Here is a 13,182-nt window from a genome sequence, read left to right as displayed (position 1 = left end):
TTTTTTTAAAAAAGCGCGCCCCAAAAACTTTTGTCAGTTTTCCCCAAAGCTCAGAACGGCAGCTTGAGGCCCGGCGGCAGGCTGATGCCGCCCATGGCGTTTTTGGTCTCGGATTCCATAATGGAGTCGAGCTTGGACTTGGCGTCCGCATGCGCGGCAACAACGAGGTCTTCCAGCATCTCGATCTCCGCCGGGTCGGCGAGCTTCGGGTCCACCTTCAGCCCCTTCAGTACGCCCTTGCCGGTCAGCGTCACGCGCACCAGCCCGGCGCCAGCCACGCCCTCGATCTCGGCGGCTTCCAGGCGCGCCTGCATCTCGGCCATCTTCTGCTGCATCTGCTGGGCCTGCTTCATCATGCCGGCAAGGTTCTTCATTTAGTCTTCTCCTTCGTAGAGTTCGTCTGGCGGGATCAGCGCCGCCCAATCGGCGGGCGGCTCGGGGTCTGGTTCATGGGTAATGGGCGTTTCCACCCGCGCACCGGGGAACTCGGAGAGGATCGCCTGCACCAGCGGATGCGCGAGCGCGGCATTGCGCGCTGCGGCGGTGGCGACGCCCTCCGCTTCGTCGATGGTTGGCTCGCCTTGCAGGTTGGAGAGCGCGATGGTCCAGCGCTTGCCGGTCTCGGCCTCCAGCATCGCGGCCAGCTTAGCGGCGGTATCGCGCGGGGCGGTGGGTTCGATGCGCAACTCGATCACCGGCGGGGCGAAGCGTACCAGATGCACGGATTGGCGCAGATGCGCATACAGCATCACGTCGCGCTTATGCTGCGCCAGCGCCACCACATCCTGGAAGGTGAGGCTGCGTGGAGCGGCCTGCAACACCGCACCGCCACCGCCCGCCATGGCGCGCACGGCCCCACCGCCGCCAGGACCGGGAGCAGGGTCGCCATTCATGTTGGCGCCGGGGTTTTCGGTGAGTTTTTTGATCAGCTCGCCAGGGGGCGGCATGTCCGCCACATGGCACAGGCGGATGAGGATCATCTCCGCCGCGGCGCGCTTGTCCGGCGAGGTCTCCACCTCTTGCAGCCCTTTCAACAGCATTTGCCACAGGCGGCCGAGGAAGGGGATGGAGAGCATCTGCGCCAGCGCCGTGCCGCGCGTGCGCTCGGCCTCGGGCAAGGTGGCGCTGCCGGCCAAAGACGGCACGGATTTCATGCGCGTAAGCAGATGGGCAAGGCCCAGCAGATCGGAGAGCAGCACGCCGGGGTCGGCGCCGCGCTCATAGGCGTCGTCGGCAAAGCCCAGCGCCTTGGCGGCGTCGCCAGCCACCACGGCGTCCATCAGGTCGAAGACAAAGCCGCGATCCGCGAGGCCCAGCATGTCCGCCACCATGGCGGCGGAGATTTCGGAGCCATCCTCGGCGCCGCGTGCGATGGCCTGGTCGAGCAGCGAGAGGCCATCGCGCACAGAACCATCGGCGGCGCGGGCGATATGCTCGAGCGCGCCCGGTGCGATGGCGACATGCTCTTTCTCGGCGATGCGCGTGAAGTGTGTGGCCAGTGTTTCCACGGCCACGCGGCGCAAATCGAAGCGCTGGCAGCGCGAGAGCACGGTGATCGGCACTTTGCGGATCTCGGTGGTGGCGAGCACGAATTTGATGTGCGGCGGCGGCTCTTCCAGCGTTTTTAGCAGCGCGTTGAACGCCGCCTTGGAGAGCATGTGCACTTCGTCGATGATGAACACCTTGGTGCGCGCGGAAAGCGGGCGGAAGCGTGTTGCCTCGATGATCTCGCGGACATCGTCCACGCCGGTATTGGAGGCGGCGTCCATCTCCACCACATCCGGATGGCGGTCGGCGAGAATCGCCTTGCAGTTATCGCACACGCCGCATGGGTCGGGCGTGGGGCCGCCAGTGCCGTCCGGCCCTGTGCAATTGAGTGCGCGGGCGAGGATGCGGGCGGTGGTGGTTTTGCCCACGCCGCGCACGCCAGTGAGCATGAAGGCATGGGCGATGCGGTTCATGGCGAAGGCGTTGCGCAGGGTGCGCACCAGCGCGTCCTGGCCGATCAGATCGTCGAATGTGGTGGGGCGGTATTTGCGCGCCAGCACGCGGTAAGCGGCGGCTTTTGGCGCGGTATCCTGCGGTTCATCCCCGAATAGCGAGGGCCCGGGCGGCGGCGGCGCGTCTTTATCGTCGTCGTCGAACAAACCCATGGGCGGCGCTTCACCTTAGACTTTTGCGTATGGGGTGGGAGACCGGACAGCGACCCATGCGAAATCCGTTGTGGCTGCTGCCTTCCGGCCCTGACCAGGTTGGCGGCACGCGCTGTCCGCCGCCGATCTCCCAGGGGCCTTATCCTCTTATCCTGGCCCGAGTGCAAGCTTGGCAAGAAAAATGCGCCGTGCCAGGGTCTTGGCATGCGCATCATCCGGCCCTCAAGGCCCAATCAATATAGCGGCGGCACGCTGGAACGCGCCGTGTATCTGCGTGCCGACACTGCTTGGCTGGAGACCGCCCTGGCTGATCCAGCCAGCCGTTTTGTACCGTTTTGGCGCGGCAGGGCGCTGATCGCGCCCGGTGAGATACCGCGCGCCGTGCTGTTGCCAAGGCCGGCGCAGAACGGAGCTTGGGTGTTTCTGGGGCTGGTGGAAGGCGCGCCGGTGTTCGCGCTGGATGTTTCGGCGCCTGAGGAACCGCCCGCGTTTGGCGTGGGCGAGTTCGCTGACCTGCGCGCCATGACGGCGCTGTTGCCACCGCTTGACGCCGAGATTCTGGCAACCGCGCGCGGCATCCTGCATTGGCGCGCCACACATAAATATTGCCCGGCCTGTGGCGGCGCTACTGTGCCGGTGCGTGGTGGCTGGGTGCTGCATTGCGGCGGCTGCGGGCGCGAGAATTTTCCGCGCATCGATGCGGCGGTGATCATGCTCGTGACGCGTGGCGGCAAATTGCTGCTTGGGCAGTCGCACCGTTTTCCGCCAGAGCGAAATTTCTACTCCACCCTTGCGGGCTTCGTGGAGCCGGGCGAGAGCCTGGAGGATGCGGTGCGGCGCGAGGTGTTGGAGGAAGTGGGCGTGCGCGTGGGTGAGGTGGTGTATCACTCCAGCCAGCCCTGGCCGTTTCCGGCTTCGCTGATGCTCGGCTTTTACGCGGAAGGGTTGAGCGACGAGATCGTGCTGGAAGTGGAGGAAATGCGCGATGCGCGCTGGTTCACGCGCGAGGAGATCGCCAATCGCAAGGCCCTGGGCTTCAACCTGCCGCCGAAAGACTCAATCGCGCGCAGGTTGATAGAGGACTGGCTGGAGAGCGAATAAAAAATGCAGGGGCCAAGACCCCTGCATTTTTCGTGGTTCCGTTTAACCGGGCGCTTGATCAGGTCAGCGAGGTTTCCGTCGGGGTGTCGATCTGCTCGAAGGTCTCGATGGGCTCGACGACCTGCACTTCGGTCTCCAGCAGCTCGGGCGCCGGGGCAGGGGCCGCAGTCTTGCGAGGACGGCGCACGACCGGCTTCTTCGCCACGGCAGCCTTCTTGGGCGCGGCGGCTTTCTTCACGGCCGGTTTCTTGGCGGCGGCGGTGGTCTTCTTCGCAACCGTCTTCTTCGCGGTGGCGGTCTTCTTCACGGCCGGCTTCTTGGCGGCGGCGGTGGTTTTCTTCGCGGTCGTCGCCTTCTTCGCGGCGGCGGTCTTCTTCACAGCGGGCTTCTTGGCGGCGGTGGTCTTCTTCGCAACCGCCTTCTTCACGGCCGGCTTCTTGGCGGCGGCGGTGGTCTTCTTCGCGGCCGTCGTCTTCTTGGCGGCGGCGGTCTTCTTCACGGCCGGCTTCTTGGCGGCGGCGGTGGTTTTCTTCGCGGTGGTGGTGGCCTTCTTGGCGGTGGTCTTCTTCGTAGTCGTCGCCTTCTTCGCGGTGGCGGTCTTCTTCACAGCGGGCTTCTTGGCGGCTGCGGTCTTCTTCGCGGGCGCGGCAGCTTTCTTCGCAACCGTCTTCTTCGCGGCGGGCTTTTTGGTGGCGGCGGTCTTCTTCGCCGTTGCTTTCACGGCGAGCGGCTTGGCCCGCTTGGTGTCGTTGGTGTCTTCAATGCTCACGATGGGATGCTCCTTCGAACAAGGTGTTAAGATTCGGTTCCATGCAGTCCGACGCTTGATAATCTTCTGTCAGGCCAGGGGCCTGTCCTTCTTATTTTTACGTGCGGACCACTTGACCGCGCAGGGGGTTGACTCGGTTGCGGCGCGAATCGCGCATTGCACGCAAGATTCGCTATTCTGCTTCCCGTAGTTTGCTGTCAATAAAAAGCATCAATAACCAACGCATAGCACGCATTTTTTTTTGCCGCGTGGTAAAAAGGCGCGGCATGTGGTGTGGCGCTTCGTGAGTTTTGGGTCGTGTTCGGAATAAAAACCCGCGGCTTGAATTTGCCGTTGATGTCGTCACAATCATCTGCATGAGCAATCCTTCCGTACCGCCTGAACCGCAGGACGAGTTCGAGCGTTGGCCGCCCGATACCACGCACGAGGCACCGCAGCAGGCCATGCCGGGTTGGGCGGAAACGATCTGGCGCGGCGCATGCGGGCGATGCCCGCGCTGCAAGGAGGGGCCGATTTTCGACGGCTATCTCAAGGTCCACAAAGCCTGCCTGCATTGCGGCGCGCCGCTTGGGGACATGCCGGCAGACGACGCGCCCCCCTACATAGCCATGCTCGTTGTGCTGCACTTTGTGGCGCTATTTGTCGTGTTTTTCTACAAGGGCTATTATCGGCCCGGGATCTTCATGGCCGGGGTGCTGCTGGTTCTGTTGGTGCTGCTGTGCATGGTCGTTTTACGCATGGCCAAGGGGGCGGTGATCGGCATATTGCTGAAGCTCGGCTTGAAACGCGAGAGGCTGTAATGGCGGATGCAAAGGGGCGGCTGACGCTGATTGTGCTGGAGGGGGAGGCACTGCACAGGCTCTCCGCCTTGCAGGAGGCTGATCGCGACCAGGCGGTGGCGGATCTGCGCGAGGATAACTCCTTCTACCTCACCACGCATCCCGACCTGCAAAGCATACTCCACCTTTCCATTCAGCAGGGGCGTTTGGTGTTCGACATTCGCGACGCAGAGGACAACCCGGTGCAGGCGGTGATGCTCGCGATGGGGCCGTTCAAGATGCTCATCAAGGACTACCAGATGCTGCTCGACTCTTACGCCCAGGCCGTGGCCGAAGGGCGCGAGGCGCGCATCCAGGCTATCGATATGGGTCGCCGGGGCCTGCATAACGAAGGTGCGGAACTGATGGTCGAACGCCTGGCCGGAAAGGTGGAGATTGATTTTCCGACCGCACGGCGCTTATTCACCCTCGTCTGCGCCCTGCACCAGAAACTTTAGGATATCGAATTATGAGAATTGACGGCACGCCCTTCCGCTCGATCTGGGTTGATGAACTGGACCGCTGGTCAGTCCGCATCATCGACCAGACCAAGCTGCCCTGGGCGGTCGATCTCGTGCGCCTCACCACGATGGAAGAGATGGCGCATGCGATCAAAGCCATGCTGGTGCGCGGCGCGCCGCTGATTGGCGCCTCGGCGGCGTATGGCGTGGCGCTGGCGCTGCGCGCCGATGCGTCCGACGCCAGCCTAGCCAACGCGCTAGCCGTGCTCGGCGGCACCCGCCCCACAGCGATCAATCTGCGTTGGGCGCTGGCGCGCATGGAGAAGGTGCTGGCTCCGCTGCCTGCCGCCGCGCGCGTCGCCGCCGCTTATGAGGAAGCCGCGAAGATTTGCGACGAGGACGTGGCGACGAACCGCGCCATAGGCGAGAATGGCCTGCCGCTCATTGCTGAGCGCGCCAAGAATGGCCGCCGCGTGAACGTGCTGACGCATTGCAATGCTGGGTGGATTGCCACTGTGGACTGGGGCACCGCGCTCGCGCCGATCTACATGGCACACGATTCCGGCATCGACGTGCATGTCTGGGTCGAGGAAACCCGCCCGCGCAACCAGGGCGCTTCGCTCACCGCCTGGGAACTAGGCAAGCATGGTGTGCCGCACACCGTCATCGCCGACAATGCTGGTGGCCACTATATGCAGCATGGCGAGGTGGATCTGGTCATCGTCGGCACCGACCGCGTCACCCGCAGCGGCGATGTCTGCAACAAGATAGGCACTTATCTGAAGGGGCTGGCGGCGCGTGATAACGGCGTGCCGTTCTGGGTTGCGCTGCCTTCCTCCACCATTGATTGGACGATCAGCGACGGCCTCTCCGACATTCCCATCGAGGAGCGTGCGGCGACGGAAGTGACCACCATGACCGGCCGTGCGTTGGATGGCTCCATCGCCACCGTGCGTATCGTGCCGACCTCCAGCCCGGCCGCCAACCCAGCCTTCGACGTGACGCCGGCGCGGCTCGTCACCGGGCTGATTACGGAGCGTGGTCTGTGCGATGCCAACGAGGCCGCGCTGACCGCGATGTTCAAGGATGTTGCGTAAGTCTCTTCTTCCTCTTCTGCTGTTGGGCGGCTGCGCGGTGCAGAACCACGCGCCGCCCTTCGCCAACGTGCCTTACGAGCCGTTCTCCCGCAGCGCCGCCGTGGCGGTGGCGATGGATGAGTGGCGGCTTTGGGGTGAGCATGTGGATGATAATGGTGGCGCCGGCTACGTGCAGACCGGCGCCACCATGCCCGAGCGCCAGCAAGGGCTGTGGCAGCGTGTCGGCGAATATTGGTGGGAAGGCATGAATGCTGGTGACCAGACTTCGGGCTGGACTGGCAAGCATGATGGTGCGGGCCGTGTTTTCCCTGTGCCGGAGAACGGGCAATACGCTTGGTCGGCGGCGTTCATCTCTTATGTCATGCGTATAGCCGGGGCGGGGCGGGATTTCCCCTACGGCGCTGATCACGCGACTTATATCAACGCGGCTGCGCGGCATGAGGCGCATGGGCTGCTGGATGCGGAAGATCCGGCGAACTACGCGCCGCGCCTGGGTGATCTCGCCTGTTTCCCGCGCGGTTCGGCACGCAATCTCACCTTTGCCGATCTGCCGACAACCAGCAGCTTCCCCGCGCATTGCGGCATTATCGTTGGCGGCGGGGTGGACAGCGTTACCATCGTTGGCGGCAATGTGGATGACGCGGTGACGATGGAACATTTGCAGACCAACGCTACCGGCGAATTGCAGGGCAACCGCGAGAACTGGTTCGTCGTGCTGCGCGTGAACTACGCCAGCCCGTAGGTTTCCAGGACCGCGTTCATCCAGCGCTCCAGCACGCCGTTCGGCTCCAGCAGCGTGGTGGAGGATACAGTTGTCGCCCATTTGAGCGCGCCGAATACGATATGGTCGGCGTAGTTGGGCGCCAGCCCGGCGAGGAAGGGCTGCTTCTCCAGCGTACTCTTCAGCGGCTTCATCGCGGTGTTCAGCAGCGTTATGGCTTCCGCCCGGTGTGCTGCGAAATCCTCCAGGCTGCGCTTGTAGTAGCCTTTGCGTGTCTGGCGGAAATATGCTTGGTCTTCGGGTGTGAGTAGCGCGTGAATATCGGCAAGCAGCACGGGCACGAGGGCCGGGTGCAGTACGGTCTCCGTCCACGCCTTGATGAAGGTGGTGAGAGGGCGCGCGGGAGGTTCACCGAAGAGCGAAGCCTCATTGGGGTAGGTGGTTTCCAGATATTCGGCGATCGTATGGCTGTCGCTCACCACCTTTTCGCCATCCACCAGCACGGGCACCTTGCTCTGGCCCGAGAACGCGATCTTGTCCTTCTCGGTGAAGTGCCAGGGAGTAGTCTCAAAGGCGAGGTTCTTATGCGCGAGCGCCAGCTTGGTGCGCCAACAAAAGGGGCTGAAGCGGATGCTCTCATCCGCTCCGGCAAGGTCGTAGAGCACGCGGCTCATCGCGCTGTTTGGCCGAACAGGATGGCGCGTGATTCCGGTGTCACGGTTGGGCTGGGGTTGATCTCCTGCGCCTTGGCATAGGCGCGCCGCACGGCTGGGCGCGCCGCCATCCGCTCGAACCACGCCTTGAGATGCGGGAAATCTTCCAGCTTTTGCTGCTGGCGTTCATGGGGGACGATCCACGGGTAACAGGCCATGTCGGCGATTGAGTACTCGCCCGCGATGTAGTCGCGCCCTTCGAGGCGCTTGTTCAGCACGCCGTAGAGACGGTTGGTCTCCTTGATGTAGCGCTCCATGGCGTAGGGGATGCGCTCTGGCGCGTATTGCACGAAATGGTGATTTTGCCCGGCCATGGGGCCGAGCCCGGCCATCTGCCAGTAGAGCCATTCCAGCACTTCGAAGCGCTGGCGCGTTTCGCGAGGCAGGAACTGGCCGGTTTTGTCGGCGAGATATTCGAGAATGGCGCCGGATTCGAAAATGCCGATCGGCTCGCCGCCATCGGCGGGGGAGAGGTCGCGGATCGCGGGGATGCGGTTATTGGGCGAGAAGCTGAGGAAAAATGGCTCGAACTGCTCGCCCTTGGAGATGTTGATGGGGAGGATTTTATAGGGAAGGCCAGTCTCTTCGAGAAAAATCGTGATCTTATGCCCGTTCGGCGTGGTCCAGTAATAGAGTTCGATCATCTGGTCTTCCCGTAGGTTCTGTTCAGCCGAGCGCTTTCGACGCCATCTCATAAGTATTGGAACTCAACCCTTCGCGCGCAAGGATGCGCTCCAGCTCCGCGCGCATCAAATCCTGCCGCGCGGTATCAAAGCGCCGCCAGGAGCTGAGGCCGGAGACAAGCCGGGCGGCGATCTGCGGGTTGGTTTCATCGAGCCGCAGCACCATGTCTCCCAGCAGCCGGTAGCCAGCCCCGGAGGCATTGTGGAACTTGGCCTGATTGGCGCTGAAAGCGCCGATAAGCGAGCGCACGCGGTTGGGGTTGCGCAGCTCGAACGCCTCGTGCCGTGTAAGCGCTTGCACGCGCTCCAGCGTATCCGCCGCGTTGGCGCGCGCCTGTACGGAGAACCATTTGTCCAGCACCAGCGGCGTGTTGCGCCATGTTTCGTAAAAGGAGGTCAGCGCCGTATCGCGTTTCTCGCCGGGGAGGTCGGCAAGCTGGGTCAGTGCTGCCAGCCTGTCGGTCATGTTGCCCGTGTTGTTGAACTGCTCCCAGGCGCGGGAGGCGTCGCCCGAGGCGGCGAGATAGGCGAGGGTGGCGTTCTTCAGCGCCCGCGCGCCCATGGCCGGGCCAGAATGGTCCGCCGGGTCCACCTTGCCGTATTCCCAATAGGTGCTGTTGAGGCGGTCGCGCAGCGCCTCGCCCAGGGCAGCGCGTGTGGCCTCTCGCACGGCGTGGATCGCATCCGGGTCCACCACCCCCATCTCGTCGGCGAGCAGGCTTTCGGCGGGCAGCAGCAGTGCCTCGGCGGTGAAGGCCGGGTCGCGCGGGGCTTCGCGCAGCGTGGCGGCGATGGCCTCCAGCAGCCCGTCATCCAGCCTGAACACCTGCCCGTCCTGATGCGCGGCCACGGCCTCCAGTAGCACGGCGGTGGCGTATTGCTGCAGCGCGTCCCAGCGGTTGAAGAGGTCTGTGTCCTTGGCGGCGAGGAAGGCGAGGCGCTCGCGGCTCTGGCCTTTCAGCTTGATGGGCGCGGAGAAGCCGCGGAACAACGACACCGCCGCTGGCTGATCGATATCGGCGAACACGAAGCTCTGTTCGGCTTTGTGGAAGAGCAGCGTTTCGCTGAGCAGATCGCGGCCTTCGGCATCCAGCAGCCCGATGGCCACCGGCATCAGGAAGGGGTGTTTCTCGTCCTGACCCGGCGTGGGCTTGGTGGTTTGGCGCAGGGTAAGGGTGAAGCTGCGGCTGGCGGGATCATAGGTTTCCTCTGCCGTGACCTCGGGCGTTCCGGCCTGCTCGTACCAGCGCATGATTTGCCAGATGTTATGTTCTGGCACCGCCGCCTGCATGGCGTTGAAGAAATCCTCCACCGTGGCGGCGGAGTTGTCGTTATCCCTGATGTAAATTTCCATGCCGTGCCGGAAAGCCTCGCGGCCCATCAGCGTGCGGTACATGCGCACCACCTCCGCACCTTTTTCGTAGATGGTGGTGGTGTAGAAATTGTTGATCTCGAGATAGCTCGCGGGGCGCACGGGGTGGGCGAGCGGCCCGGCATCGTCGCGGAACTGTGTGGCGCGCAGCAGCCGGACATCCGCGATGCGCTTCACCGCCGCGGAGAACTGGTCGGCCATGTATTCCTGGTCGCGGAATACGGTCAGGCCTTCCTTCAGCGAGAGCTGGAACCAGTCGCGGCAGGTTACGCGGTCGCCGGTCCAGTTGTGGAAATATTCATGCGCGATCACGCGCTCCACGTTCTGGAAATCCGTGTCCGTCGCGGTTGCGGAACTGGCCAGCACATAGGCGGTATTGAAGATGTTGAGGCCCTTATTCTCCATCGCCCCGGCATTGAAGTCCGACACGGCGGCGATGTTGAACACGTCGAGATCATATTCCAGCCCGAAGGTGTCTTCATCCCACAGCATCGCGCGCTTGAGCGAGGCCATGGCATGGCCGCAGCGCGTTTCGTCGCCGCGCTCCACCCAGATGCCAAGGTCCACATGCCGGCCGGAGCGGGTGGTGAACTCGTCTTTCACCGCCACGAGGTCCGCCGCCACCAGCGCGAAGAGATAAGAGGGCTTGGGGTGCGGGTCTTCCCACTCCGCCCAGTGGCGGCCGTACTCCTCGCCCTCGGCCAGCTTGTTGCCGTTGGAGAGTAGCACGGGGAAGCGCTTGGCATCGGCGCTCATGCGCACACGGTAGCGCGCCATCACGTCCGGCCGGTCGGGGAAGAAGGTGATCTTGCGGAATCCTTCGGGCTCGCACTGGGTGAAGAACCCGCTGCCGGACATATACAGCCCCGAAAGCTCGGTATTTTCCGCCGGGTTGATCTCCACCAGCGTCTCCAGCGTGAACTCGTCCGGCACCTCGAACACGGTCAGGCCCGAGGGGTCAAGGCTGTAGAGGTTGTCGCCCAGAGGCTCGCCATCCAGCAGGATTTCACGCAGCTTCAGCTTGCGGCCATTCAGGTGCAGCTGTCCCGCGGCGTGGCGGTGCAGGCGCAGCCTGGAGCGCACCAGCGTGGCCGCGGGGTGCAGGTCGAACTCCAGCTCCACGGTCTCCACCTGAAAGACGGGCGGCGTGTAATCCGCCAGATTCACCGGAATGTGGATGGAGCTTGGTTCGGCCATTTAAAAAATCCTCTCCGTACTGGCGAAATTTGCGCCCGCGCGCCTAAATTTGGAGCATGGCGGACGAAATACCTCTGACACTGGACGTTTATTCCCGGATTGCCGAGATCGGGCAAGCGGCGTGGGATGGGTGCGCGGGGGATGGGAATCCCTTCACCTCCTACGCTTTCCTCTCGGCACTGGAGGATAGCGGCTCGGTGGGCGGGCGCACGGGCTGGCATCCGCGCCACGCCGTGCTGCGCGATGCCGCCGGGCAGGTGGTGGTCGTAGCCCCCTGTTACGCCAAAACAAACTCCTACGGCGAATATGTGTTCGACCACGCCTGGGCCAACGCCCTGCACAACGCGGGCGGCAATTACTACCCCAAGCTCCAGGTGGCGGCGCCGTTCTCCCCGGTGCCGGGGGCGCGCATCCTCACCCGCAACCCCGCCGCCGTGCCCGCCATGGCGCGGGCGCTGGTGGCGCTGGCGGGGGAGCTGGACTGCTCCTCCGTCCATATTACGTTTTGTTCATGTTCGGAATGGGAGACGCTGGGCGAGGAAGGCTGGCTGCAACGGCTTGGCACGCAGTTCCATTGGGAGAACCAGGGTTTTTCCGCCTTCGACGATTTTCTGGCGGCACTCTCATCGCGCAAGCGCAAAGCCATCAAGCGCGAGCGGCGGGACGCACAGGCGGGGCTCACCTTCCAGGCCCTCTCGGGCGAGGCGCTGACGCCGGAGGTATGGCGCGCCTTCTACCGCTTCTACACCTCCACCGTGGACCGCAAATGGGGCGGCGCGTACTTAACGCCCGAGTTCTTCCCGCTGCTGGGCGAAAGGCTGGGGGAGAAGGTGGTGCTGATGATCGCCGCGCGCGAGGGCAGGCCCATCGCCGGGGCGCTGAATTTGCGCGGCGGCGATGTCCTCTATGGCCGCAACTGGGGCTGCACCGAGGACGTGCCCTTCCTGCATTTCGAGCTGTGCTATTATCAGGCCATCGACTACGCCATCACCCACGGGCTGAAGCGCGTGGAAGCAGGTGCGCAAGGCGAACATAAAATCCAGCGCGGCTATCTGCCCCAGCCGACCTACTCAGCCCACTACATCCGCCACCCCGGCCTGCGCCGCGCCGTGGCGCAGTTTTTGGAAGTGGAGCGTGCCAGCGTGGAAGAAGCGATGGCGGAGATGACGGAGGAGGGGCCGTATAGGAGGGACGGGTGGTAATCCCCCCTGAGATTAAGGGGATTGATAAGTAGAATTTTCTCGGCTCATTGCTTGAAGAGATTTGGATGAAGCAGTCGAAATACAGCGAAGCGCAGATTCTTGCGATTTTACGCCAGGCCGATGGCGGTGTGCCCGTAGCTGAATTATGCCGTGAGCGCGGCATGAGCGACGCCTCATTTTATAAGTGGCGGGCCAAATATGGCGGGATGGACGCCTCGATGATTTCGTCGATGAAGTCCCTGGCAGACGAAAACCGGCGGCTGAAAAAGATGGTTGCTGAGCTGAGCATGCAGAATGAGTTGCTCAAGGAGGCTTTAGCAAAAATAGCCGGCCGCGGCGAGACGCGGGGGCAGCATCGTGCTGGTCTGCCGGGCATTTGGGGTGAACGAAACACGCTATCGCTATGCGCCCAAGCTGGTCGGCGAGAACGAAGAGATCCCGATCTGCTCGTGGGTCCGACGAATGCCAAGCGGGGTTGGAGGCTTGTGCTTTCTGTATTTGTGTAATGCGCAGGCGCGGCCAGGGAACCATAACGCCGCCAGAAGCCCCAGAGGCACGGAGGTAATGCCGGTGGGCGCATGAATGCGCGATCATGAACACATCGCCATGGGCGAAGTTGATCATGCCGATAATGCCGTAAACCATGGTGTAGCCCGAGGCGATCAAACCGTAGATCATTCCCAGTGTAAGGCCGCTGACGCGCTGTTGCAGCGCATAGGCCATGGGCGGCTCCTTCAGGTTTGGGTATTCATGCGCTTAGTGAATATGACCAATGCGTTAAGGTCAACGTACGGTAAAGTGCGGGGTTGCTTGTAAAATTTCTTTTGGGGTGGGCTTTTCTTTCTCGCGATGAACAGTTATACGCTCCCTCACACACCGCAGCGGCAACGCCGCT

At 63.3% G+C, this 13,182-nt stretch carries 12 protein-coding genes, 1 other RNA gene and 1 pseudogene; 7 read left to right on the top strand and 7 right to left on the bottom strand.

Annotated features, from left to right (window positions below):
• Nucleotides 1–50 precede the first annotated feature (50 nt).
• The 3 genes from HNP71_RS01295 to ffs all read right to left on the bottom strand — a co-directional run bounded on the left by HNP71_RS01295 (nt 51) and on the right by ffs (nt 2,285).
• Nucleotides 51–374, bottom strand: a complete 324-nt coding sequence (locus tag HNP71_RS01295; protein ID WP_183265031.1) for a YbaB/EbfC family nucleoid-associated protein — start codon at nt 372–374, stop codon at nt 51–53.
• Nucleotides 375–2,153 carry a DNA polymerase III subunit gamma/tau gene (locus HNP71_RS01290; protein ID WP_183265030.1) on the bottom strand — a complete coding sequence of 593 codons (1,779 nt, stop codon included), beginning with the start codon at nt 2,151–2,153 and terminating at the stop codon, nt 375–377.
• Between the two features lie 33 nt (nt 2,154–2,186).
• Nucleotides 2,187–2,285: signal recognition particle sRNA small type (ffs, locus tag HNP71_RS01285), an RNA gene on the bottom strand.
• Between the two features lie 72 nt (nt 2,286–2,357).
• Here ffs and nudC point away from each other — a divergent pair.
• Nucleotides 2,358–3,254, top strand: a complete 897-nt coding sequence (gene nudC, locus HNP71_RS01280; RefSeq protein ID WP_183265029.1) for an NAD(+) diphosphatase — start codon at nt 2,358–2,360, stop codon at nt 3,252–3,254.
• A 58-nt stretch (nt 3,255–3,312) separates the two neighbouring features.
• On the opposite strand, the gene HNP71_RS01275 is transcribed toward nudC, so the two are convergent.
• On the bottom strand, nt 3,313–4,023 hold the full coding sequence (locus HNP71_RS01275) for a hypothetical protein (protein ID WP_183265028.1): 711 nt from the start codon (nt 4,021–4,023) through the stop codon (nt 3,313–3,315).
• Between the two features lie 356 nt (nt 4,024–4,379).
• Between HNP71_RS01275 and HNP71_RS01270 the strand changes: the two genes are divergently transcribed.
• From HNP71_RS01270 to HNP71_RS01255, 4 genes are read left to right on the top strand one after another with little or no spacing between them, the layout of a single operon-like run.
• Nucleotides 4,380–4,823 carry a DUF983 domain-containing protein gene (locus HNP71_RS01270; RefSeq protein ID WP_183265027.1) on the top strand — a complete coding sequence of 148 codons (444 nt, stop codon included), beginning with the start codon at nt 4,380–4,382 and terminating at the stop codon, nt 4,821–4,823.
• On the top strand, nt 4,823–5,299 hold the full coding sequence (locus HNP71_RS01265; RefSeq protein ID WP_183265026.1) for a UPF0262 family protein: 477 nt from the start codon (nt 4,823–4,825) through the stop codon (nt 5,297–5,299). The genes HNP71_RS01270 and HNP71_RS01265 overlap by 1 nt, the downstream gene beginning before the upstream one ends.
• Nucleotides 5,300–5,310: 11 nt before the next feature.
• Nucleotides 5,311–6,399, top strand: a complete 1,089-nt coding sequence (mtnA, locus tag HNP71_RS01260) for an S-methyl-5-thioribose-1-phosphate isomerase (protein WP_183265025.1) — start codon at nt 5,311–5,313, stop codon at nt 6,397–6,399.
• Complete coding sequence (locus tag HNP71_RS01255) at nt 6,389–7,141, top strand: DUF2272 domain-containing protein (protein WP_183265024.1); 753 nt, start codon at nt 6,389–6,391, stop codon at nt 7,139–7,141. Before mtnA ends, HNP71_RS01255 begins: the two co-directional genes overlap by 11 nt.
• Here the strand turns inward: HNP71_RS01255 and HNP71_RS01250 are convergent.
• From HNP71_RS01250 to pepN, 3 genes are read right to left on the bottom strand one after another with little or no spacing between them, the layout of a single operon-like run.
• Complete coding sequence (locus HNP71_RS01250) at nt 7,126–7,794, bottom strand: glutathione S-transferase N-terminal domain-containing protein (protein WP_183265023.1); 669 nt, start codon at nt 7,792–7,794, stop codon at nt 7,126–7,128. The genes HNP71_RS01255 and HNP71_RS01250 overlap by 16 nt on opposite strands.
• A complete protein-coding gene (locus tag HNP71_RS01245; RefSeq protein ID WP_183265022.1) occupies nt 7,791–8,477 on the bottom strand; it encodes a glutathione binding-like protein in 687 nt (228 codons plus the stop codon). The genes HNP71_RS01250 and HNP71_RS01245 overlap by 4 nt, the downstream gene beginning before the upstream one ends.
• A gap of 22 nt (nt 8,478–8,499) precedes the next feature.
• Nucleotides 8,500–11,085 carry an aminopeptidase N gene (gene pepN / locus HNP71_RS01240; RefSeq protein WP_183265021.1) on the bottom strand — a complete coding sequence of 862 codons (2,586 nt, stop codon included), beginning with the start codon at nt 11,083–11,085 and terminating at the stop codon, nt 8,500–8,502.
• Between the two features lie 56 nt (nt 11,086–11,141).
• On the opposite strand from pepN, the gene HNP71_RS01235 reads away from it, so the two are divergent.
• Nucleotides 11,142–12,287 (top strand): GNAT family N-acetyltransferase, encoded by a 1,146-nt coding sequence (locus HNP71_RS01235; protein WP_183265020.1) that lies wholly within the window; start codon nt 11,142–11,144, stop codon nt 12,285–12,287.
• A 65-nt stretch (nt 12,288–12,352) separates the two neighbouring features.
• A pseudogene (locus tag HNP71_RS01230) lies at nt 12,353–12,818 on the top strand (transposase); the annotation flags it as partial.
• Between the last annotated feature and the right edge of the window lie 364 nt (nt 12,819–13,182).

It is taken from the genome of Acidocella aromatica, from assembly GCF_014201825.1.
GTDB lineage: Bacteria > Pseudomonadota > Alphaproteobacteria > Acetobacterales > Acetobacteraceae > Acidocella > Acidocella aromatica.
This window is presented reverse-complemented; position numbering and strand designations above follow the sequence as displayed.